Origin of the sequence: Lentzea nigeriaca, assembly GCF_016907955.1 — a bacterium.
GTDB classification, from domain to species: Bacteria; Actinomycetota; Actinomycetes; order Mycobacteriales; family Pseudonocardiaceae; genus Lentzea; species Lentzea nigeriaca.
This window is the reverse complement of the sequence record NZ_JAFBCX010000010.1, coordinates 1-22631: the sequence shown is the minus strand read 5'-3', so window position 1 is coordinate 22631 and position 22631 is coordinate 1. Positions and strand designations below refer to the sequence as shown.

Sequence of the window (22631 nt, the reverse complement as noted above, 5' to 3'; positions counted from 1 at the left end):
TCAGCGGCAGGTCCAGCGAGCCGGCTTCGTCACGTCGATCCCGGCGATGACACCGGTGGCGCCCACGGCCTCGGCGGAGGACCCGTAGGTGGCACTGGACACCGGCAGCTGTGCCACGAGCGTGGTGCCCTGCCACACGACCGGCGTGTAGTTGCCGTCGTCGAGGTAGCCGATGGCGAGGCCGTCGTCGTTGACCGCCTCGACGTACCCGTTGACGGGGAACTTCTCGAGCGCTCCGGTCGCCTCGGTCCACTTCCACGACTCGTGGTAGCTGCTGAAGATCACGCCGTCGCGGCTCAGCCCACGGGGCCGCAGCGAGTAGTCCACCTTGGGCAGCTTGGTGAGAACACCGTTGCGCCACAGGAAGACTCCGTCATAGGAGTCGAGCAGCACGGTGCCGTCCTCGCCCAGGGCGACCGCCGTGACGGACCGCGCCTCCGCCGGCCTGATGACCTCCGGCGCGCTGCCGTCGCCGCGCCACAGGACGGCTGCCCAGTCGGACGTGCCGGCCGGGGTGGCCCTGGCGAGCACGTCGCCCCGGTCGTTGATGTCCTCCACGAGCCACACCTCGGCCCCGGCGGGGGCAGGCAGCTCGCGATATCCGGCACCGGGCGTGTGCGTTGTCGCGACATAGCGTCCGTCGTCGTGGTAGGCGCCTCCGATGACCACACCGGAGGCGTTCGCCGCCGACGGGACGAACTTCTTGACGCCGTTCGGTTTCGGCACGATCTCCATGGCGGAGGTGGTCCACCGCGCCAGCACGCGGTCCTCCCCGCCCGGCGCGTAGAACCCGCTGACGTTGCCCTGGCCGTCCACGCCGGTGATCCGGAGGTTGCTCCAGCTCATGCCGTCCTGGATCGGCAGGGCCTCGCGCTGCCACGTGCAGTCCGCCGCTGCGGACGCCACAGGGGTGAGCAGTGCGGTCACGACCGTCGTCGCGACGAACAAGGATTTGACGTGCATCAGTTGCCCCCATCGGAGTCCCCATTCTCCTGGGGGTCACTATGCACTGTCGTGATCACCCGACGCCAGCGAATGCGTACGCTTGGCTCAACGTCACCTGTCCCGGCCGGCCCCCGCCGACGGCACCGCGGTGAACATGCGGGGCGCCACGAAACCGTGCGCTGCAAAGGCTTCCGCGACGGCGGACTCGACTCGCTCGCGGAGTTCCCGTGGCACCAAGGCGATCGCCGAGCCGCCGAACCCGCCGCCGATCATCCGGGCACCCAGCGCGCCCGCCTTCTCCGCCGCGTCCGCCGCCACGTCCAGCTCGACGCACGAGACGCGGTAGTCGTCGCGGAGGCTCGCGTGCGAGCCGCTCAGCAACGGTCCGATCTCCGCGTACCGCTCCTGCTTCAACAGTTCCACGGTCTTCAGCACGCGCTCGTTCTCAGTGACCACGTGCCGGGCGAGCGGCCGCAGCTCCTCCGGCAGGTCCTCGTCTCCGGTAGCGTCCCGCAGTGCCGCCACACCGAGCAGTTCGGCCGCGCGTTCACATCCCTTCCGCCGTTCGCCGTAGCCGGACTCGACCAGCGAGTGGCTCACCCGCGTGTCGATCACGAGGACCTCCAGGCCGTGTGCCGCGGCGTCGAACGGCACCTGCTCCTGCCGGCCGGTCCGGACGTCCAGGAACAGCACGTGGGCGTCCGTGCAGCACAGCGACGCCGTCTGGTCGAGCAACCCGGTCGGCGCGCCCACGAAGTCGTTCTCCGCCTGCTGCACCCACTTCGCGATGTCGCTTTTGGACGGATGGGTGTCACTGAGCCCCAGCAACGCCAAGGCGGTGGCGACCTCCAGCGAGTGCGAAGACGACAGCCCCGCTCCTCGCGGCACATCCCCCGCGACGACCAGATCGGCCCCGCCGGCGACCCCCTGCTGCCGCAACACCCACGCCACCCCGGCCGGGTACGCCTCCCACCCCCGCACGGCTCCCGGTTCGAGCCCGGCGAGCTGAACGGGCTCCGCCACCGCGGTCTGCCCGTCCTCCTGCACCGAGGCGAAGGTGATCACGCCGTCCTCGCGCGGTGCAGCGGCGACCCAGGTCCGATGTGGAATCGCGAACGGCAGCACGAACCCGTCGTTGTAGTCGGTGTGCTCGCCGATGAGGTTCACGCGGCCGGGCGCCGACCACACGCCCGCGGGCGCAACGCCGTGCAGCCGCCGGAACGCCTCAGCCGCGATGTTCGATCCTGTTGAGTTCATGCCGCCCGATCCATAGCCTGCCGCGAAGGTGACGGCGGAGAGCATGACGGACGGCGGCCGTCTTGACAATGTTGACTCTTGAGCAGAAAAGTTGGATAAAGTCTGGCTTACTCCTTGGCCGTGACCAGCTCGACGGGCCGTTGCCTCGTCGCCACGGCGGCGGTGGCTCCGCTCGTCGTCGCCACGACCGCCACCGAGCCGATGACGACGACCGCGAGAAGTGCCCAGGGGACGTCCACGACGGTCACGCCGATCGCCTTCCGCACGGCGGCACCGATGCCGGCCAGGCCCGCACCGGCCACCACGCAGCCGAGCACCACGCCGATGAGCGCCACCGCGACGGCCTCGGCCACGGCGGATGCGATCACCTGGCGGCGGGTCAGGCCGGTCACCCTGGCGACGGCGAACTCGCGGCGGCGTTCGGTTCCGGCGATCACCGCCGCGTTGACCACAGCCATCAGCGCGTACAGACCGGCCAGTCCCATCAGGACGATCAGGATCTCGACGTTGCCGTCCTGGGCGTGCTTCGCGCGGGCCGTCGCCCACTCCGCCACCGTCCTGACGTCACCGAAGCCCTGCTGCCTGATCCGTTGGGCCACGTCGGCCGGGTTCTGGCCGGGCGCCACCTGGACGACGGTCTCGGTCGGTGCACCGGACCACACGTGCCGGGGCAGGACCTCGCGAGGGAGGAGGAAGCTGTCGCCCGCTTCGAGGGTTTCCAGCAGGCCGCCGACGACGGTGAGCTGCAACGGTTGCCCAGCGGCGTCCACAGACAGCACCTGGCCGGGGTTGATTCCGTCACCGTGCCGGGCCGGTCCCGTGAAGACCGTGGCACCGGTCAGCCCAGCCAGGTTCCAGGCTGACGGAGTCAGCTTGTGGGTGCGGGCGTAGTCGGCCGCGTCGACCGCGACGATCCCGCTGTAGTACCTCGTCGTGCCTTCGTCCGGCACCTCCGCCGTGATCGTGATGTCCACCGCGTTCTGCCGTGACGCGACGGCTATCCCCTCCACCGCGGGCAGGCGTTCTGCCTCCTCCCCCGTGGACGTCACCACCAGCTGGGCGTTCACGGACCGCTTCGCCTCCTCGCCACCCGCGGCGGCCAGCGAGCCGAACGTGCCGGACAGCCCCAGCAGCAGCGCCACCAGGACGATCAACGGCGACGCCGTGGCCGCGCTGCGCCGCACCCCTTCCCGCAGATTCGCCCTGACCAGGCCGCCGGGCAGCAGCCAGGCCGTCAACGGCACCACCAGCGGGCTCAGCTGGCTCATCGCGACCGCACCGCACATCGAGATGCCGAGCGCCGCCAGCAACGCACCGATCAGGTTGGTGCTCTGCGCCCACACGATCATGGCGACGGTGCAGGCGGCGGACGACAAACCGAACAACCACCGCGAGGTGTTCATCACCCTGGCGGCCTTTCCCGTCTCCCGCAACGCTTCCAGCGGCCGGATGCGTGCGGCCCGCAGCGATGCGGTGAACACCCCGGTCAGAGCCACTCCGATGCCGATAACGCAGGCGACGATCGCCGCCCACCCCCGCCAGGGCGCGGTGAAACCGTCCGGCAGCAGGCCGATCTCGATCAACAACCAGATCTGGACGTGTTGCGCGACCAACCCGAACGGCACACCGAGGCCGGATCCGATGACGCCCAGCAGCAGGGACTCGGACAGCAGCAGCGCACGCAGCTGGCCGCGGCTGCCTCCGGTGAGGCGGAGCAGAGCCAGGTCGCGGCGGCGCTGGGCGACGGTGAAACCGAACGTCGAGCTGACGATGAAGACCGCCAGGAACATGGCGAGGAACGCGGTCATGCCCATCACGGTCGCGGCACCCACGAAGCCCTCGCGGACCTCGTCCTCCTGCTGCCGGGTCAGGCCGGGCGGGATCCGCGGGTTTCCGGTGGCGGCCAGCACCAGGATCGAGGCCTGTACGAGCGCGACACCGACGGCGACGCTGAGCATCGCTCCCGCGAAGAGCTCCCAGCGTTCACGGAAGGTGCTGAAGGACATCTGGAACATCAGCTCTCCAGCTTGGCCAGGCGCTCGGCCACGTCGTGGGTGGTGGGCGCGTGCAGGCCGTCGACGATGCGGCCGTCCGCCAGGAAGATCACCGTGTCGGCGCTGGCCGCGACGGCGGGATCGTGGGTGACCATGAGGATGGTCTGCCCGGCGGTCCGCACCATGTCGCGCAACAGGGCGAGAACGGTCTTCGCGGACGCGGAGTCGAGGGCGCCGGTGGGTTCGTCGGCGAAGAGGACGGCGGGCCGGGTGATCATGGCGCGGGCGATGGCCACGCGTTGCTGCTGGCCGCCGGAGAGTTCGCGAGGACGATGGGTCGCCCGGTCGGCCAGTCCCACGCCGGCCAGCACGGCGCGAACGTCCCTTTTGGACACTCGCAGACCGGCGAGCTTCGCGGGGAACGCCACGTTCTGCTCGGCGGTGAGCGAGCTGATCAGGTTGAAGGTCTGGAACACGAAGCCGATCGTGCGGCGGCGCAGCGCGGTGAGGACGCTGTCGGGTGCGGCGGTGATGTCGTGGCCCGCCAGCAGGACGCGGCCACTGGTCACCTGGTCGAGGCCCGCCGCGCAGTGCAGCAGGGTCGACTTGCCCGAGCCCGACGGGCCCATGACCGCGGTCCAGGTGCCCGGCGGGCAAGTGAGGCTGACGTTGTCGAGGGCGGCCACGCCGGTGTTCTTCGAACCGTGGACACGGGTGACCTGGTGCAGTTGCACCGCTGGATGTGCTGAGTTCATGACAGGAACAGCCAACCTCGCGCGGTCGGCGTTCGTCACTGCTCATAACGCCCGAACACCGGGTAGAGAAATCTCTACCCGGTAGGCCATTCACTACGGTGGGCCGAGTGGGGGTGCGCAACATCTGGGAATCGACCGGGCAACGCCGGTTCCTCCTGACGTGGTGGCCGTGGCGCGCGCTGTCGTACGTGCTGAGCACGCCGGTGGTGTCGCTCGTCGCCGGTGTGCCGCTCGCGGTGCTGTGCCTGCCGTGGGCGTGGCTCGCCGTCAGGTTGCTCGGGCCGGCTCCGGCCGCGCTGGGCGAGGCCGTGGTTCTCGGCCTGGCGGGGCTGGTGCTGGTCGTGACGGCGGGCCCGCTGGTGGCCGCACCGGTGGCGTACCTGGAGCGGCTGCGGGTGCGGCTCGTCCACGCCGAACGGGTGCCCGCACCCGCGCGCGGGCGGTGGTGGCGGTGGTACGCCGAGCCGGCGGCCTGGCGTGAGCTCGCCCATCTCGTCGTGGTGGCCGTGGCGGCGCTGCCGAGTGCACTCCTCGCCCTCACCGCGCTGATGGTCCTGTCGATGATCGTCAGCCCGCTGGTCGTCGCACCGGACAGGCCCGTCGCGTTGGGAGTCTGGAACGCCGGAACGGTCGCGGAGGCGATGCCGTACTCGGTGCTGGGACTGGCGCTCGTCCCGGTGGTGCTGTACCTCGTCGCGGGGCTGGCCGGACTGCAGGCAGGCGCGGTCAGGGCGTTGCTGGCACCGGGCGGGCGGCTGCGAGCCGAGCTGGTCGAGGTGTCGCGGTCGCGCGAACGACTGGTCACCGCGTTCGAGGCGGAACGGCGGCGGATCGAGAGGGACCTGCACGACGGGGCCCAGCAGCGGTTGGTCAGCCTCATCCTGCAGCTGGGGCTCGCGAAGCTGGAGGTGCCGCAGGACTCGCCCGGCGGCGAGTCCGTGGCGGCCGCTCACGACCAGGCCAAGCAGTTGCTGACCGAACTGCGGGAGTTCATCCACGGCATTCACCCGCAGGCGTTGTCCGATCTGGGTCTGCCGGCGGCCTTGCAGGACCTCGCGGACCGGTCGGCGACGCCCGTGACCGTGGAGTGCGCCATCCCGCAGCGGCTCGCGGGCGTGGTGGAGGGAGCGGGGTACTTCGTGGTCGCCGAGGCGTTGAGCAACGCCGGAAAACACAGTGGCGCCACCGAGATCCGGGTCACCGCGAACGTGCGGCGCGACGTGCTCACCGTCGAGGTCACCGACAACGGGAGAGGTGGCGCGGACCCGGCGCGCGGCAGCGGGTTGACCGGGCTCGCCGACCGCGCGGCGGCCATCGGAGGCACGTTGTCCTTGTCCAGCCCGGTCGGCGGGCCCACGACGGTCAGAGCGGAGTTCCCGTGCAGGTGATCAGGACGGTTCTCGCCGAGGACGGTGCGTTGCTGCGGGAAGGGCTCGCGGCGTTGCTCGGCCGGTTCGGATTCGAGGTGGTGGCGGCGGTCGGGGACGCGGAGGCGCTGGTCGCGGCGGTCGAGCAGCACGAGCCCGAGCTGGTCGTCACCGACATCCGGATGCCGCCGGGGTTCTCCGACGAGGGGCTGCGGGCGACCGTGCGGTTGCGGCGGACACGGCCGGAGTTGCGGGTGGTGGTGCTGAGCCAGTTCGTGGAGACGAGCTACGCCGCGGACCTGCTGGATTCCGGTGACGGCACCGGCGTCGGCTACCTGCTGAAGGACAGGGTCGGGGACGTGCGGGAGTTCGTCGCCGTCCTGCACCGGGTCGCGGCGGGCGAGACCGTCGTCGACCCGGAGGTGGTGCGCAAGCTGGTGAAGCGCAGCACTCCGCTGGCGGCGCTGTCGAACCGGGAACGCGAGGTGCTCGGCCTGGTGGCGGAGGGGTACTCCAACGCGGGGATCGCCGAGCACCTCGTCGTGTCCGAGGCTGCGGTGAACAAGCACGTCGGCAACATCTTCACCAAACTCGGCTTCACGCCTGGAGAAGACCGCAACCGGCGGGTGCTCGCCACGCTCACCTACTTGCGGGACGGGTCCGCCTCCACGCGATGACGATGAACGCGATCAGACCGAACAGCGGGATCGTGCTGATGGCCCAGGACAACCCCATCGGCGGACCGGGCTGCTCCATCACCTGGAGGTTCTTCAGCTCACCGGTCGCGGGACCGGCGGGGCCGTCGATGTCGAACCGGAAGGTCCACGTCCCCTGCGCGGGCATGGCGTGGATGTCCAGGCCCCACACCTCGCGCTTGCGCGGATGACGTGCCAGCGGGCTGTCGTCGAACTCCTTCTGGCCGTAGAACATGGTCAGCTTGCCGGTCTTGTCCGCGATGCCGTCCTCTGGCGCGAACGTGAAGTCCAGTGACTGCATGGCTTTGACGGGCCACGTGCTGAAGCCGACGGTCAGGTCGTACGGCCCCGCCTGCACTTTCTCGGTGTGGACGATGTTCACCGGTTCGTAGGCGAGCGCCGGGGTGGCGAGGCCGAACAGCAGTGCGGCAGCGCCCAGCAGTCCCAGCAGTGTCTTACGCATGGCTGTTTTCCTTTGCTGGTGCGAGGTGGCGCAGCATGTGTCCGAACCGCCGGCCGAGCATCGCGGCGAGGGCACCGAACGCGGCGGCGAGGACGATGGTCGTGAGGTAGCGGGCGTTGACCGGGAACGATCCGCCGTGCACGAGGACGCGTTGCACCGGCACCAACGCCGCGATGACCGCACCGCCGGCCGCGCCCGGGATCCACACCGGCAGCCGGTGCAGCAGCTCGACCGCCACCGCGACTCCGACCAGGCACATCGGGATCATGTTGGGCAGGCCGGGGATGCCGTCGGTGTAGTCGCGCAACGGCAGGCCCGTCGCGTCCGCGTAGACCTTCGCGGCCCACGGGGAGAACCACCAGAACACGGCCTGCAGCACCGCGACCGACACGCCGACGGCGAGCGCACCGCCTCGCCGGTCCAGCGCGTGAGCGGCCATGAACAGGATCATCACCGAGAAGAACGCCGTACCGATGGACACCGGGCTGGCGAACGCGGCGGGCACCGCGCGCAGGCCGAGCGAGGTCACCATGCTGAACACCAGCAGGGCCGCGGCGGCCGCGACCGCGCCGTAGACACCCCAGCGCTGGTCACGGGCGACCGCGAAGATCATGACCGCGCCGACCATCGTGATCGAGATCGACAGCAGCAGCCCGATGTGCGGCGGTGAGTCGATCACCGCGTCGAAGCCGTACAGGCCGTGCCACCACTGGTCCCACAGGCCGTACACCAGGAACAGCGCGGCGCCGGTGCCCGAGATCAGGTAGCCGACCGGCGCGGCGAACGTGCGGCCGAAGACACCGACCGCGCGGCCGCCGACGATCGGGTCGACAGCCCTGGCGCGCTTGGCGTCCGCGGTCGTCATCAGCACGACCAGGAGGCTCGCGAGGCCAGAGACCGCGCTACCCGCGTACAGGAACAGGTGCGGCAGTGTGAAGAACGTGTCCGGCCCGACGTCGGAATGCCATTGGATGTCCCAGGTCAGGCCGACGAGCGAGAGCAACGTGCCGCCGAGCACCGCACTCGCCGGGACCAGTCCTCTCGGGACGGTCCTCGTCGACGGTGCCACCGCCGTGATCTCCACTGGTGATCCTCCCCCTTCAGGTGAGCAGCAGCGGGATGACCACCCGCTCCGCACTGAGTGACACGGTGATTTCCCATTGCCCGGCCATGAACAGGCCGACGTCGCCGACCCGGTAGTGACCGGGTTCCGACGGCCCCGCGGTGATCGGGGCGATCGCGTGGCCCATCTGCGGCATCGCCGGTTCGACGACGACCTCGTCGCCCTGCGCGGGATTGCCCGCGCGGTCGGTGATCCGCAGGTCGAACGAGTTGACGCCGCTCCTCGTGCTCGCCGGTGTCAGCACGAACCGGAGCCGCCCGCTTTCGGCGAGGTGCGGCTGTGCCTCGACACTGCGCGGCCACAGCACCACCACCGCGCCCGCGACCGCGATCACCGCGGCCAACGCGACCAGCACATGACGCTTCATCTCCCGGAGACCCCCTTCGCTGCGGGAACGTCGACGACAGTCGGCACGGTGACGATCGTGTAGTCCCGTTCGACCTGGATCCACACGAGATACCTGCCCGGCAACGGGAACGAGTAGGTGAACGGCACGTCCGGCCCGTAGGCGGCGACGCTCTCGTCCGGCCTGTCGGGCATGCCCGGCGTCGGCGGGATCATCGAGTGCACGTGTGCCCAGATCGGTGCGTTCACGGCGTTGCCGGAGATCGGTCCGATGACGATCATGTGCCCGAGCATGCCGAGCCACGGCTGCAGCTCCCGGTCGCCGAAGCGGGCCGTGATCGTGGTCGGCCTGCCCGCTTCCCGGATCTCCGTTGCCAGGTCGGCTTTTCCGTCGTTCGCTTGCACCGTGGCCGTGCCGGGGACCTCGACGCTCGACCGCAGCAGCTGCACTCCCCCGCCGCGCCGGGCGATCTCCGCCGCGATGGCGTGCGTGCCCTGTTCCGCCGCGCTGAGCCGGGCGCGGTACTCGCCCGGCGCCGTGCGGATCGGGTGGAGGTGGCGGAGGTTCCCCGACGGCGACACCACGACGAGGTGGACGAACGCGCTGTCGTGCACGAGCAGGTCGTCCACCGGGCGGCCGGAGGACCCGTCGGTCAGGCTCAGCACGAGATCCTCGCCCTTCATGGTCGGCACGAGGTTCACCGGCGGCCTGGAGAAATCCACTGTGGACGTTCTCTGGTACGGATCGTTGACGTTGCCGAACGTCGGGTCCAGCTGGGTGCCGGGAGCCGCGACCGGCGGGATGCTCGGCGACAGCAACGCGGCCGTGACCCCGACGGCGATCGCGGCGATGACACCGGCCGTGGGAACGAGCGCGAGACCGGGCTTTCCGAAGACGGCGAACAACAACGCCAAGAACAACAACGCGCCCGCCGCGATGAACCCGCCGTAGGTCGCGTTCTCCCATGGCGATGACACCAGCGCGGGAACGACGAACGGGATCGTCGCCTCGTCGACCGCGAGCTCCCACGGACCGGGCCGGTCGACCTCCACGACCCCCGAGTAGAAGCCGGGCGTGGCGCCGAGAACCACCTTCGCCGTGCTGGTCGCGGCACCGGCGGCCCGCGCGGTCAGGATGAGCTCCCCCGGTGGCGAACCGGCGTGCGTCACCACGTCGACGTGCACCGGTCCGGGCACCTCCGCCACCCGCCGGATGATCACCGTCAGATCGCGGTCGCCGAGCGTCTGCGCGACGTGGACGTCCCCGCCGATCCGGTCGCCGTCGGCCAGCGCGGGAGCGGTGATCCCCAGGATCGCCCCCAGCGTGAACAGCAAGATCGCAGCACTTCGCTTCATCGTGATCAAAGGTAGCGATCATGGCAGCTGGAAGGCGTCACTGCGGCGGCGGAAACCAGGTCCCCCGCGCGGGGGACGTCCGACCCCTGCGAAGCAGGACGATCTCAGGGGTGGCATGCGGCAGGATCCGTGGTGATGTATCCGATCAAGCTGTCACTGAAGAGCCAGTCGTGGCTGGTCGCAGCCACGTGCATGGTCGCGGACGGCGGATTTGTCCTGTTCTCGAACTGCCCGCCGTGGCAGACGGCCGTCGTGCTCGCGCTGACGCTCGCGGTGAACGCGATGCTGGCCGGTCCCGCCAAGCTGTCCGGCTGGGTCGCGGTGGCCCAGGCGGCGGTCCCGCTGATCCTGCTGGTCACGATGGGCGGGCGGATCCACGCCAACGAGGCCGGGCTGCTGATCGCCGGGTACCGGGCCGGTGCGTGGCTGCGCGGCACACCCGCGTACGCCTCGCTCGGCGTGCTCGCGGCGAGCGGGTTCACCTGCTCGATCGTGATGGGCGGCGACCCGGTGCGGGCGTTGCTGGTGGTGGCGAAGATCGCGGTGCTGCCGTGGCTCGTCGGCCGCTACACGACCGCTCGCCGCGCCTACCTCGCCGAGCTGGAGAAGCGCTCGGCGATGGAGCAGGCGGACGCGAAAGCCGCTGTCGCCAAGGCGGTCACCGAGGAGCGCAGCGCGATCGCCCGCGACCTGCACGACGTGATCGTGCACCACGTGAGCGCCATCGGCCTGCACGCCGGTGCCGCCCGGCTCGGTCTGCCCGACGGCAACACCAGCCTCGCGACGTCGTTGCGCTCGGTCGAGACCTCCAGCCGCGCGGCCATGGTGGACCTGCGGCACCTGCTCGACCTGCTGCACGGCGACAGGTCACCCGGCGCGCGACAACCTGGCCTGGGCGAGCTCGACGAGCTGCTCGGCGGCGTGCGCGCGGCAGGCACACCCGCGCGCCTGGAGGTCCGCGGCCGCCAACGCGAACTGCCGGAGTCGTTGGACATCACGGTCTACCGGATCATCCAGGAGATGCTGACCAACGCCCTGCGGCACGGCGACTCGTCGGGCGTCACGGTGACACTGGACTACGCGCCGGACTCGCTCACGATCACCTCGTCGAACCTCACGGGTTCAGGCAACGGCCACTCCGGTTCCGTGCGCCGCGGCCTCGTCGGCATCCGCAACCGCGCCGGCATGTTCGCCGGCACCACCCGCTCCGGCCTCGACCCCGACGGCCGCACCTGGCGCACGATCGTCACGTTCCCGCTGGAGGACTCATGACCCTGACGGTGCTGCTCGCCGACGACCACGCGATGCTGCGGTCCGGCATGCGCGCGATCTTCGACACGCAGCCCGACCTGCGGTGCGTGGCCGAGGTCGCCGACGGCAGGGCGGCCGTGGCCGAGGTGGCCAGCCTGCGCCCGGACGTGGCCGTGCTCGACATCCGCATGCCCAAGCTGGACGGCCTCGCCGCGACCGAGATGATCCTCGCCGACCCAGCCAACCGCACCAAGGTCCTGCTGCTCACGACCTACGACACCGACGAGTACGTCTACCGCGCCCTCAACGCCGGTGCGAGCGGTTTCCTGCTGAAGTCCCTGCCACCCGAGGAGCTGATCTCCGCGGTCCGGGTGGCCGCCCGCGGCGACGCGCTGATCGACCCGTCCGTCACCCAGCGCCTCATCGCGCGGTTCGCCGTGAGCCTCGCTCCTCCCCCGACCCCGCCGGAGCTCGACCTGCTGACCGCGCGCGAACGCGAGGTGCTGCAGCTCGTCGCCGCGGCGTACAGCAACGCCGAGATCGCCGCGCAGCTGCACGTGGGCGACGAGACCGTGAAGACGCACGTCTCGCGCGTGCTGGCCAAGCTGGGGCTGCGGGACCGGGTGCACGCGGTCGCGTACGCGCACATCAACGGATTGGTGCAGACAAGACCTCCGGGGGTTCAGCGACGGTAGATCGTGATGGAGTGCCCGACCTCGTCGATCGCCGTGCTGCTCGCGATCAGCGCCTTCAGCCGGTCGTCGGCCTTGGCGACGGCGGAGTCGGACACCACGAGCACCCCGCGTACCTGGTCCGCGGGCACGAGGCGCGGGTCGGCGGCGTTGATCCCGTAGTACGACGGCACGCCTGCTCCTTTGTAGACCAGCCAGATCCGTTCGCCGGGATGGCGTTCCCTCAGCCGGTCCGCGAGCCGCCCCAGGTCCTGTCCCCAGTCGACGTTCGAGTCGTGCAACCGCAGGTGGGTCTTCTCCGGCCCGCCGAACGCCTCGTTGGAGTACGGCAGGTAGTAGGGGAACGTCCGCAACGAACTGACCGCGACGAACGCGACGAGAACGGCGAGCGCCACGTGCATCCACCGCCGGCGCACGGCGACCAGACCGCCGGCCGCGACGGCGAGGAACATCGGCACGAAGATCGCGTACCGCACGCCGAGGTCGCGGCTGCCCGTCATGGCGGCGACCAGCAGCACGGCCGTGGGCACGAGGACGTAGGGCACCGCCGGACGCAACCTGGGCACACGCGTCATCACCACCGCTCCGGCCACCCACAGCACCAGCGCGCCCAGCGGTGTCTTCACCAGCAGCGCGGCCGGCAGGTAGTACCAGTGCGACCCGGAGTAGTGCGTGCCGAACAGGAAGCCGCCCCACACCCGGTCCTCCATCCCGAACTGGACGCGCATCCCGTCCCGGTATGGCTCGGGGAACGGCAACCAGTCCGCCAGCGCGCGTAGCCCGGACACGGACGGCACGTCCGGCGGCGTTTCCCAGCGCAGCAACGGATCGACGGCCAGGTACGACAGCCAGACGACCGCGACCGCCGTCAGCGCCACCGCCGCGACCGCCTTGGCCCGCGCCTGCCGGACCGCGAGCGCGACCAGCACGAGCAGCACCGGAACCGCCGCCAGGGCACTCATCTTCGTGGCGATCGCCGCGCCGAGAGCGAGTCCCGCCAGCGGCAGGTAGAAGACGCGCTGCCGGGCCCGCCACAGCAGCCAGGCGGCCGTCAGCAGGAAACCCGCGGCGGGCACGTCCAGTGTGGCCAGCGACCCGTGCGCGATGACGTCGGGTGACAGCGCGTACAGGGCGAGTGCCACCATGCCGCCGACGGGACCGGCCAGGTCTCTGGCGAAGAGGAAGACCACCAGCCCGAACAGCAGGGTGAGCACGATCATCGGCAGCCGGGCCAGCAGCAACAACCGCTCGGGTGAGTTGCCCGACTCGTAGAGCACGTGCCGCCCGAACTCGGTCTGGTCGCCGGTGAACGCCTGGTCGAAACGCACGTCCGCGAAGGCCAGGCCGGTCGCCATGACCAGCTTTCCGAGCGGCGGGTGCTCTGGGTTGTACCGCAGGCTGTGCTGCTCCAGGCCGGCCACCGCCGCTCCGATGTAGACCGGCTCGTCGATCGTCGGCGCCTGCTCGGCGGCGGTGGTGATCATCGCGATCGCCATCTGGACGAGCAGCACGACGACGACCGTCCACTGCCCCTGCACCACGGGCGGGGCGGCGGTGTCCTGAGTCCTTGCACGCAGTAGTTCCATCACTCCTGGAACGGGATGCCCCACCGTTCGGTTGTCACACCCGGCGCCGAAAACCGGGACACCAGGCCCTATCCAACTGAAACTTGTTCTAGTTATTCTGCTGACATGATCGCCACGGTGGTGTGGGGCACGGGAAACGTCGGCCGTGCCGCGATTCGGGCCGTCGAGGCCCACCCGGCGCTGAAGCTGGCGGCCGTGATCGTCCACGACCCGGACAAGGCCGGGCGCGACGCGGGCGCCCTGGCCGGACTGGACGCCGAGCTCGGCATCGCGGCAACCAGCGACGTCGACGCGGTCCTGGCCGCCAGTCCGCGCGCCGTCGTGTACGCCGCGTCCGGCGACATCCGGCCCGACGACGCCCTCGCCGACATCACCAGGGCGATCAGGGCCGGTGCCGTGGTCGTCACTCCCTCGCTGTACGCGCTCTACGACCACCGCAGCGCGCCGCCCGAGCTACGAGAACCGGTTCTAGCCGCCATCACGGAGGGCGGCGGCTCGCTCTTCGTCTCCGGCGTCGACCCCGGCTGGGGCAACGACGTGCTGCCGTTGCTGATCAGCGGCCTCGGCAGCGAGATCGACGCGATCCGCTGCCAGGAGATCTTCGACTACTCCACCTACGACCAGCCGGACGCGGTGCGGTGGCTGATCGGCATGGGCCAGCCGCTCGACTACCAGGCGCCGATGCTCATGCCGAGCGTGCCGACGATGGTGTGGGGCGGTCAGATCCGGCTGATGGCGAGGGCGCTGGGCGTCGAGGTCGAGGAAATCCGCGAGACCGTGGACCGGCGTGCGCTCGACACGACGGTGACGACGCGGACGATGGGCGAGTTCGAGGCGGGCACCCAGGGCGCGATCCGGTTCGAGGTGCAGGGCGTCGTCGGTGGCGAACCGCTCATCGTCATCGAACACGTCACGCGCATCCACGCGTCGTGCGCGACGGACTGGCCGATGCCACCGTCCGGTGACGGCGCGCACAAGGTGATCATCGAGGGACGCCCGCGCATCGAGGTGTCGGTCGAGGCCACCGACGAGGGCGAGAACCGGTCCGCCGGCGGCAACGCGACCGCCGTCGGCCGGTTGGTGAACGCCATCGACTGGCTCGCCGAGGCAGACCCCGGTCTCTACGACGCTTTGGACGTCCCGCTGCGCCCGGCCGCCGGCAAGCTCGGAAGGATCTCCCGATGAACATCGACATCCCCGAGGGCAAGGACCCCATCGCCTACGTGTGGGGCGAGATGGTGCCCGGCATCGGTGTCGCGGCCGCGAACTTCTCGCTCGCGGTCTACTCCCACACGACGCTGGGGCTGCGCGAGTTCGAGGCGGCACGGCTGCGGATCGCGCAGATCAACGGGTGCATGTTCTGCATGGACTGGCGGACCGAACGCGACGGGCAGAAGGTCGAGCAGGGGTTCCTCGACGCGGTGACCCAGTGGCGCACCACCGACGCCTTCGACGACCGCACGAGGCTGGCCGCCGAGTACGCCGAGCGGTACGCACTGGATCACCACAATCTCGACGACGAGTTCTGGTCCCGCATGACCGCGCACTACAGTCAGGTGGAGATCGCGGAGCTGAGCATGTGCATCGGGTCGTGGCTCGCGTTCGGCAGGTTGAACCACGTGCTAGGCCTTGACGCGATGTGCGTGCTGCCGAAGTTCTGAGCCGTCCCAACAGGACTCACAGATCGGTGGCGATGATCTTCTCGATGTTCCGCTCGGCCAGCGCGGTGATGGTGACGAACGGGTTCACGGTGGTGAGGCCGGGAATCAGCGCACCGTCCATCACGTACAGACCGGTGTAGCCGTGCAGGCGGCCGTAGTTGTCGGTGGCCTTGTTCAGCACGGCGCCGCCGAGCGGGTGGTACGTGAGGTGGTCGCCCCAGGTCTTGTACACGCCGAAGAGGTCGGTCCGGTAGATCGTCCCCTCCTTCGCGTTGATCTTGTCGAAGATGGACTTGGCCGCGGTGATGGACGTCTGCTTCCAGGCGGTCTGCCAGCTGAGGTCGACCCTGCCCGCGGCGGCGTTCCAGGAGAACTCGGCGCGACTCGGGGTCCTGGTGATCGACAGGTAGAACGAGGCGTAGGTCTCGATGCCGGTCGGAAGTGGTGCCACCTCGGCGAAAGCACCGCCCGCCGCCCAGTTGTCGATGCCCGCGGTCGGGATGGACGACTGCAGTGAGCCGGTCGCGTCCCACATGTGGTTGGCGCGGCCGACCATGACGTTGCCGTTGTCGCCCCAGCCCTTGCCGACCTCGCCGTTGAGGTTCGGCAGCGCTCCGGTGGACTTGAGCTTCACCAGCAGCTTGCTCGTCCCGACGCTGCCCGCCGCGAAGAACACCTTGGCCGCGGTGACGGACTTCGTGGCGATCGTCGTGCCGGTGGTGTCGAGCTGCTCCATGGTGACCGTGTAACCGCCGGACGCCGGGACGACCGAGGTGACCCGGTGCAGCGGGGAGATCGTGACCCGGCCCGTCGCCCTGATCTTCGGCAGGTAGGTCTTCTGCAGGGATTTCTTGCCGTAGTTGTTGCCGTACAGGATCTCTCCGGCGAGCGCCGACCTCGGCACCGAGCCGGCCGCCTCCTGCCTCATGTAGTCCCAGTCGTACACGTTGGGCACGTAGACGAACGGGAACCCGGACCGCTGCGCGTGTTTCCGCCCGACCCTGGCGTACTGGTAACACTCGGCCGTGTCGAACCAGGCCGGGTCGATCATCGTGACGCCGAGCTCGGAGTTGGCGCGCGGGTAGTAGACGTCGTACATCTCGTCGGGGTTGACCGTCGGCAGCACCTCGCCGAAGAACTCGCGCCGCGGCGTGACCGCCATGCCGCCGTTGACGAGCGACCCGCCGCCGACGCCGCGGCCCTGGTAGACGGTGATGCCGCTGAACTCCTCGGCGTCGAGGATCCCGGTGTAGCGCGGGATGTCCTTGTCGATCGGGAAGCCCAGGAAGTTGCTCAGCGGCTGTTTCGTCCTGGTGCGCAACCAGTACGACCGCTGGTCCGGTGTGGTGGTGTTGGCGAATATCTTGCCGTCCGCGCCGGGGGTGTCCCAGGCCATGCCCATCTCGATCATGTGGACGTCGACACCGGCCTGCGCGAGGCGCAGCGCCGTCACGCACCCGGCGTAACCGCTACCGATCACCAGAGCAGGGACGACCGCGGCGTCGGCGATGGTCGCGCGTGCCCCAGGACTCAGGCCGCCGAGGGCAACGGCTCCCAGAATAGAACTGGTTCCTGTTATGAACGTTCGTCGAGAGGGACCCTTTAAACCGTTGTCACACCTCATTGTGCGAGCCATGTGATCTTCCTCACTCTTGCCGTATGAGAACAAGTTATACCGGGGCGTGCCAGGCAAGTCACTACCCGGCGGTACCGGTTCTCCCGACCGCTGAGGCGACGGCGAGATGGTGAGCTATCTGCCCGAGGCAGCGATCGACGCGCCGGGCGGGCGAGCATCAACGAACAGTTGGTCGACGACCAGCGGGTGGCGACGAATCGAACACTGTGCTGAACGAGTGATGGATGCGAACATGTGTTCGTGAGTGCCACGCCCATCCTGCACGCCGACCTGGACGCGTTCTACGCCTCCGTCGAGCAACGCGACGACCCGCGCCTGCGTGGCCGTCCGGTGATCGTCGGCGGCGGTGTGGTGCTGGCCGCGAGCTACGAGGCCAAGGCGTTCGGCATCCGCACGGCGATGGGTGGCGCACGGGCATTGCGGCTCTGCCCGCACGCGATCGTCGTGTCGCCGAGGATGTCCGCTTACTCCGCGGCGAGCAAGGCGGTGTTCGAGGTCTTCCGCGACACAACGCCGCTGGTCGAGGGCCTGTCGATCGACGAGGCGTTCCTCGACGTGGGCGGGTTACACAAGATCGTCGGTCCGCCTGAGCTGATCGCCGGACGGCTGCGCGCACGCGTGCTCGCGGAGGTCGGCCTGCCCATCACGGTCGGCGTGGCCAGGACCAAGTTCCTCGCCAAGGTGGCGAGCGCGGTGGCCAAACCCGACGGACTGCTGGTCGTGCCGGCCGACCGGGAACTCGAGTTCCTGCACCCGCTGCCGGTCGAGCGGCTGTGGGGTGTCGGCAAGGTGACCGCGGCCAAGCTGCACGGCCTGGGCCTCCGCACGGTCGGCGAGGTGGCGCGCCTCGACGAGACCGACCTCGTGTCGATCCTCGGCAAGGCGGCGGGGCGGCACCTGCACGCGTTGGCGCACAACCGCGACCCGCGCCCGGTGCAGGTGGGCAGGCGGCGGCGCTCGATCGGCTCGCAGCGCGCGCTGGGACGGTCGGCACACGACCTGGACGCCATCCTCGCGTCGCTCGTCGACGGCACCTCACGACGGCTGCGGAACGCCCACCGCGCGTGCCGTACGGTGGTGCTGCGCCTGCGGTTCGCGGACTTCACGCGGGCGACCAGGTCCCACACGCTGAGGCATCCGACGGCGGACACCGAGGTCCTGCTCGTGGCGGCCCGGCAGCTGCTCGCCGCGGCGATGCCCGAGATCGACGGCCGCGGCATCACGCTGCTGGGTGTATCGCTGGCCAACCTCCACAGCGAGGACTCGATTCAGCTGATGCTGCCGTTCGACGATCACGAGCCGGGGGCGCTCGACGCCGCGCTGGACCGGCTGAAGGACCGGTTCGGCGCCTCGTCGGTGACGCGGGCGGCGATGCTCGGCCGCGATCCCGGCATCTCGGTGCCGCTGCTGCCGGACTAGGAGTCCACTGTGGACTTGCACTGGGCGGGCACCAGGCCCCGGCCACACCGCCGAGGCGGAACAGCGGGACGTGGTAGATCTCGGTGATGTCCGGCAACACGACACCTTCGGGGAGCCGGAAAAGTCGAACGCTTTCCTCACTCGGCCACAGCTTCGGAGCCGTCATCGCGTGCACGATCTCCCGCACTGCGACCATTTGCTTGGAACGTTGCCGTGCGTTACCCAGATTCGGCGCGTTCCTCCGCCGGCAGTCGCACCGCTTCAGCCGAATGGCCGACCGCAATTCGAATCGCCGCCCATTTCGCGAAGAAGGCCTCTTGATCGCTCCACCCCGGCACGCCAAGGTGAGGGATGTTCAGGTAACTGAGCACCTCGGAAGCCGACGACGTCAGACGAGGAGCACGGATGCGGAAACGCGCGACAGTCGTCCCCCTGCTGGCCCTGCTGGGTCTGCTCTGCCCGGCGCCGGCGACAGCCCAGCCGACCACTACGGTCGTGTCCGGGCAGGCCAGGTTCCAGATCCTCTCCCCCACCCTCGTGCGGAGCGAGTACGCGGGTGACCAACGCTTTGAGAACGCCGCCACTTACAACGTTGTAAATCGCACGGGCCTCTCCCGCACGCCCTACCGCAAGCGGGTCGAGGACGGCTGGCTGATCATCACCACCTCGGCGCTGACCTTGCGCTATCGCGTGGGCTCCGGGCCGTTCCGCGCGGACAACCTCGAACTGAGGACCAACGGCACGACCGCGTCCCCGTGGCGGCGGGTGATCTGTGCGGCCGGTCAGCTCTGCGAGGCCGAGGACCAGCACCGGGAAGGGCTGCTCGTCGCGGCCGAACACCCCGGCCACACCGGTGCGGGCTTCGTGGCCGGGTTCTCGTACACCAACAACGGAATCACCGCGACGGTCAACGCGGTCGGCAAGCACCGGATCGTCGTGAGGTACGCGAACGGGCCGGGCGGCGACGGCAGGCACGAGAACCGCACGCTCAGTCTCGGCGTCGACGGGCGGCAGCGGCAGATCACCTTGCCCGTGACCGCGGACTGGCGTGACTGGCGGCTGGCCGAGACCGAGGTCGACCTGTCCGCCGGCGAACACCGCGTCTCGTTGACCAAGACCGCCGCCGACTCGGGCAATGTCAACGTTGACAGCATCGCGATCCTCGCGCCGGGGCAGGCGTATCCCGGCACGCAGGACCGGGCGGCCGACGACTGCCGGTTCGGCACCACCTGCGAGGCGGAGAACGGTGCGCTGACCGGTGCGGCCAAGATCGCGGACGAGCACGTCGGCTATGCGGGGAACGGGTTCGTCGCCGAGCTCGTCGGTGGAACGAAGCTGAGCCACCGGGTGAGCGGCGTGCCGGCGGCCGACACGTACACCGTCAACCTGCGCTATGCCAACGGTGTCGGCGGGGACGGCAAGCACGAGCCGCGCACCGTGCTGATCAACGGCCAGGCGGTCACCGTGCCGACGACGGCGAACTGGACCACGTGGGCCACCACGGCCGCGCGGATCCCGTTGCCCGCTGGCACTTCCGGCCTCACCGTGACCTGCCCTGACACCGGCTGCCACGTCAACCTCGACACCATCGGGATCAACGCGACCCAGCAGCACCTGGCGCTCGGCGGTTATCGGCGCTCGCTGGACGGCTACACGGGCGACAACGGCGATCCACGGCTCTACCCCGGTCTGCTGTACCGCGACGGCTGGTACCTGTTGGACGACACGGGTTCCGCCTACGCCGACGGCACGCCGCGGCCGGACCGCGGGGCGCAGCCGTACCAGGACGGGTACGTGTTCGGGTACGGACAGGACCACCACGCCGCGCTGGGTGATCTCGCGCGGCTGACCGGCGGGCCGAAGTTGTTGCCGCGCTGGGCATACGGCGTCTGGTACTCCGAGTACATCGATCGCACCGCCGCCGACTACCGCGAACGGATCGTGCCCGCGTTCCGGCAGCACGGTGTGCCGCTGGACGTTCTGGTCGTCGACACCGACTTCAAGGCCCGCAACACGTGGAACGGCTGGCAGTTCGACACGGCGAAGTTCCCCGAGCCGCAAGGGTTCCTGGACTGGGTGCACGGCGAAGGGCTGCACAGCACGCTCAACATCCACCCGAGCATCCAGGGCACCGACCCGGACTTCCCGAAGGCCCAGGCCATCGCCAAGGGCAAGCTCGCCAAGGGCCAGTGCTCCGACTGTTACGTGTTCGACTGGGGCGACCCCGACCAGCTGCGGGCGTACGTGGAGCTGCACCGGGCGATGCCGACGGACTTCTGGTGGCTCGACTGGTGTTGCGACGGCTCGGGATCGTCGTTGCGGGGCGTCACGCCGGACTCGTGGATCAACGAGCAGTACGCGAAGCTGGGCGGGTTCGCGTTCTCGCGCGGGTTCGGGTCGTTGCAGGCGGGCGGGTACAGCGGTGCCGGGCCGTTGCCGACGGGCCCGTGGGCGGAGAAGCGCCACACGCTGCACTTCACCGGCGACACCTCGTCGACGTGGGGCGCGCTGAAGGGGACCATCGCCTACACCTCGGCCGAGGCGGTGTCGACCGGGATGTCCGCGATCAGCCACGACATCGGCGGGCACAACGACACCACCGGGCTGCGCGGGTCCGAGACATACCTCGACAACGGCCAGCTGCGCTACACCACCAAGCTGCCGGACGACCTGTACGCCCGGTGGGTGCAGCTCGGCGTGTTCCAGCCGATCACGCGGCTGCACAGCAACCACGGCGACCGGTTGCCCTGGCAGTACGGGCCGGCCGCGCAGGCGTCGGCGACGAAGTTCCTGAACCTGCGCGAACGTCTGGTGCCGTACCTCTACACGTTGGCGGAGCAGGCCAACCGCACGGGAGTCCCCGTCGTGCGCCCGGCCTACATCGACTATCCGGGCAGCCCGGAGTCCTACTCCACTGTGGACAGTCAGTTCCTGCTCGGGCCGGACGTGCTGGTCGCGCCGATCACCACGCCCGGCGAGACCGGCGAGACGCGGGTGTGGTTCCCGCCGGGGCAGTGGACGGACTACTTCACCGGCCGCGTCTACCAGGGCAACGCGTGGGCGACCGTCAGCGCGGGCTGGGACACGATGCCGGTGTTCCTGCGCGCGGGCGGGATGCTCGTCGAGCGCACGAACAACGTCGGCAACGACGTGCGGAACCCTGCCGAGGCGCTGACGGTGCACGTGACCGCCGGTGCCACGGGCGAGTTCACGTTGTACGAGGACAACGGTCGCACGCGGATCACCCAACACCACAACACCTTGGTGGTGCATCAGGGCGCGAAGAAGCGGGACTGGACCGTGGTCGTGCACAACGCCGACGGGTCGAGTCGCGTGATCCAAGCCGGGCGGCAGGTGGTGATCAACCTGCGCTGATCAGTGCCTGTATCGAGGTCCGCCTTGGCCTGGCTGGCGTCTGCAAGTACCGCCAACTCTTGATCGAACAGCCGCTACCTACCCCCAACCTGTTCGCCACCTGCCGAACGACGCTCGCGTCCGCAGCAGGCCGCGAGATCTGTTGGTAGTGGGAAAGTGCCTGTTGATGTTGAGTTGGTGGTACTTGCAGACGCCTTCAGAGTCAGCCGACCTCGATATACGGCCCTAGCCTCGGAATTTCGCGTGATTTGAGGTGACACGCCCCTGAACGCGCGGAAGTGCCTGTCCTGTAAGGGAAACTGGTGTTTGCGAAGACATCAGATACACCGAACAGGAAGGCACTCCGCAGGTGAAGCGTAGCGCAGGTCCGTGTCTGGTTCTTGATCCGGCTCGTGAGTCGCTGGTGTCGTCGGCGGGCGGGGTGTTGCTGCGGCAGACCTTGCGGTTGTCCGGGGCGCAGCGGGCGTTGTCGGCCGCGCTGGCCCCGTGGCGGGGCCGTCGGGCAACCCATGATCCGGGCAAGATCCTGTGCGATGTCGCGATCGCGGTCGCGCTCGGCGGAGACTGCCTGGCCGATCTCGCTCTCGTGCGCGCTCAGCCGGAGCTGTTCGGCCTGGTCGCCAGCGACCCGACGGTGTCGCGGCTGGTCAGCGCACTGGCCGCCGATGTCGAGACGGTGCTGCCGGCGATCCGTGCGGCCCGTGCGCGGGC

The 22631-nt window shown here is 69.7% G+C and carries 19 protein-coding genes; 9 read left to right on the top strand and 10 right to left on the bottom strand.

Annotated elements, in window-relative coordinates; all coding sequences use genetic code 11:
- From JOD27_RS30055 to JOD27_RS30040, 4 genes are all read right to left on the bottom strand, one after another.
- On the bottom strand, nucleotides 1-963 hold the full coding sequence (locus JOD27_RS30055) for a hypothetical protein (protein WP_204765672.1): 963 nt from the start codon (nucleotides 961-963) through the stop codon (nucleotides 1-3).
- Nucleotides 964-1056: 93 nt separating this feature from the next.
- The gene (gene galK / locus JOD27_RS30050) at nucleotides 1057-2202 is read right to left on the bottom strand and encodes a galactokinase (protein ID WP_204765671.1); all 1146 of its coding nucleotides are present in this window, start codon (nucleotides 2200-2202) and stop codon (nucleotides 1057-1059) included.
- 107 nt (nucleotides 2203-2309) lie between these two features.
- Nucleotides 2310-4217 carry an FtsX-like permease family protein gene (locus JOD27_RS30045; RefSeq protein ID WP_204765670.1) on the bottom strand — a complete coding sequence of 636 codons (1908 nt, stop codon included), beginning with the start codon at nucleotides 4215-4217 and terminating at the stop codon, nucleotides 2310-2312.
- The gene (locus JOD27_RS30040; protein WP_204765669.1) at nucleotides 4217-4951 is read right to left on the bottom strand and encodes an ABC transporter ATP-binding protein; all 735 of its coding nucleotides are present in this window, start codon (nucleotides 4949-4951) and stop codon (nucleotides 4217-4219) included. Before JOD27_RS30040 ends, JOD27_RS30045 begins: the two co-directional genes overlap by 1 nt.
- A 107-nt stretch (nucleotides 4952-5058) precedes the next feature.
- On the opposite strand from JOD27_RS30040, the gene JOD27_RS30035 reads away from it, so the two are divergent.
- Together JOD27_RS30035 and JOD27_RS30030 are read left to right on the top strand one after the other, a co-directional pair.
- Entirely contained in the window at nucleotides 5059-6339 is a 1281-nt protein-coding gene (locus tag JOD27_RS30035) for a sensor histidine kinase (RefSeq protein ID WP_204765668.1), read from the top strand.
- On the top strand, nucleotides 6339-6995 hold the full coding sequence (locus JOD27_RS30030; RefSeq protein WP_204765920.1) for a LuxR C-terminal-related transcriptional regulator: 657 nt from the start codon (nucleotides 6339-6341) through the stop codon (nucleotides 6993-6995). Before JOD27_RS30035 ends, JOD27_RS30030 begins: the two co-directional genes overlap by 1 nt.
- On the opposite strand, the gene JOD27_RS30025 is transcribed toward JOD27_RS30030, so the two are convergent.
- From JOD27_RS30025 to JOD27_RS30010, 4 genes are read right to left on the bottom strand one after another with little or no spacing between them, the layout of a single operon-like run.
- On the bottom strand, nucleotides 6958-7476 hold the full coding sequence (locus JOD27_RS30025) for a hypothetical protein (RefSeq protein ID WP_204765667.1): 519 nt from the start codon (nucleotides 7474-7476) through the stop codon (nucleotides 6958-6960). The two genes, JOD27_RS30030 and JOD27_RS30025, sit on opposite strands and share 38 nt — an antisense overlap.
- A complete protein-coding gene (locus JOD27_RS30020; RefSeq protein WP_307830407.1) occupies nucleotides 7469-8560 on the bottom strand; it encodes a hypothetical protein in 1092 nt (363 codons plus the stop codon). Before JOD27_RS30020 ends, JOD27_RS30025 begins: the two co-directional genes overlap by 8 nt.
- 16 nt (nucleotides 8561-8576) lie before the next feature.
- Complete coding sequence (locus JOD27_RS30015) at nucleotides 8577-8966, bottom strand: FixH family protein (protein WP_204765666.1); 390 nt, start codon at nucleotides 8964-8966, stop codon at nucleotides 8577-8579.
- Entirely contained in the window at nucleotides 8963-10300 is a 1338-nt protein-coding gene (locus JOD27_RS30010) for a DUF8832 domain-containing protein (protein WP_204765665.1), read from the bottom strand. Before JOD27_RS30010 ends, JOD27_RS30015 begins: the two co-directional genes overlap by 4 nt.
- A gap of 135 nt (nucleotides 10301-10435) precedes the next feature.
- Between JOD27_RS30010 and JOD27_RS30005 the strand changes: the two genes are divergently transcribed.
- Both JOD27_RS30005 and JOD27_RS30000 read left to right on the top strand, forming a co-directional pair.
- Nucleotides 10436-11572, top strand: a complete 1137-nt coding sequence (locus JOD27_RS30005; protein WP_204765919.1) for a sensor histidine kinase — start codon at nucleotides 10436-10438, stop codon at nucleotides 11570-11572.
- Nucleotides 11569-12246 (top strand): response regulator, encoded by a 678-nt coding sequence (locus tag JOD27_RS30000; protein WP_204765664.1) that lies wholly within the window; start codon nucleotides 11569-11571, stop codon nucleotides 12244-12246. Before JOD27_RS30005 ends, JOD27_RS30000 begins: the two co-directional genes overlap by 4 nt.
- Here JOD27_RS30000 and JOD27_RS29995 read toward each other — a convergent pair.
- Nucleotides 12234-13829, bottom strand: a complete 1596-nt coding sequence (locus JOD27_RS29995) for an ArnT family glycosyltransferase (RefSeq protein WP_204765663.1) — start codon at nucleotides 13827-13829, stop codon at nucleotides 12234-12236. The genes JOD27_RS30000 and JOD27_RS29995 overlap by 13 nt on opposite strands.
- 105 nt (nucleotides 13830-13934) lie before the next feature.
- On the opposite strand from JOD27_RS29995, the gene JOD27_RS29990 reads away from it, so the two are divergent.
- Both JOD27_RS29990 and JOD27_RS29985 read left to right on the top strand, forming a co-directional pair.
- Complete coding sequence (locus JOD27_RS29990) at nucleotides 13935-15014, top strand: NAD(P)H-dependent amine dehydrogenase family protein (RefSeq protein WP_204765662.1); 1080 nt, start codon at nucleotides 13935-13937, stop codon at nucleotides 15012-15014.
- Nucleotides 15011-15490, top strand: coding sequence for a carboxymuconolactone decarboxylase family protein (locus JOD27_RS29985; protein WP_204765661.1), 480 nt, complete (start codon nucleotides 15011-15013; stop codon nucleotides 15488-15490). Before JOD27_RS29990 ends, JOD27_RS29985 begins: the two co-directional genes overlap by 4 nt.
- Before the next feature lie 16 nt (nucleotides 15491-15506).
- On the opposite strand, the gene JOD27_RS29980 is transcribed toward JOD27_RS29985, so the two are convergent.
- Nucleotides 15507-17114 carry an FAD-dependent oxidoreductase gene (locus tag JOD27_RS29980; RefSeq protein ID WP_504739947.1) on the bottom strand — a complete coding sequence of 536 codons (1608 nt, stop codon included), beginning with the start codon at nucleotides 17112-17114 and terminating at the stop codon, nucleotides 15507-15509.
- Nucleotides 17115-17360: 246 nt separating this feature from the next.
- On the opposite strand from JOD27_RS29980, the gene dinB reads away from it, so the two are divergent.
- The 3 genes from dinB to JOD27_RS29965 all read left to right on the top strand — a co-directional run.
- Nucleotides 17361-18545 carry a DNA polymerase IV gene (gene dinB, locus JOD27_RS29975; RefSeq protein ID WP_204765660.1) on the top strand — a complete coding sequence of 395 codons (1185 nt, stop codon included), beginning with the start codon at nucleotides 17361-17363 and terminating at the stop codon, nucleotides 18543-18545.
- A 405-nt stretch (nucleotides 18546-18950) separates the two neighbouring features.
- Nucleotides 18951-21920, top strand: coding sequence for a TIM-barrel domain-containing protein (locus JOD27_RS29970; RefSeq protein WP_204765659.1), 2970 nt, complete (start codon nucleotides 18951-18953; stop codon nucleotides 21918-21920).
- A 349-nt stretch (nucleotides 21921-22269) separates the two neighbouring features.
- Nucleotides 22270-22631 (top strand): transposase (locus tag JOD27_RS29965; RefSeq protein ID WP_307830406.1); only part of this gene is annotated, 362 nt, incomplete at its 3' end.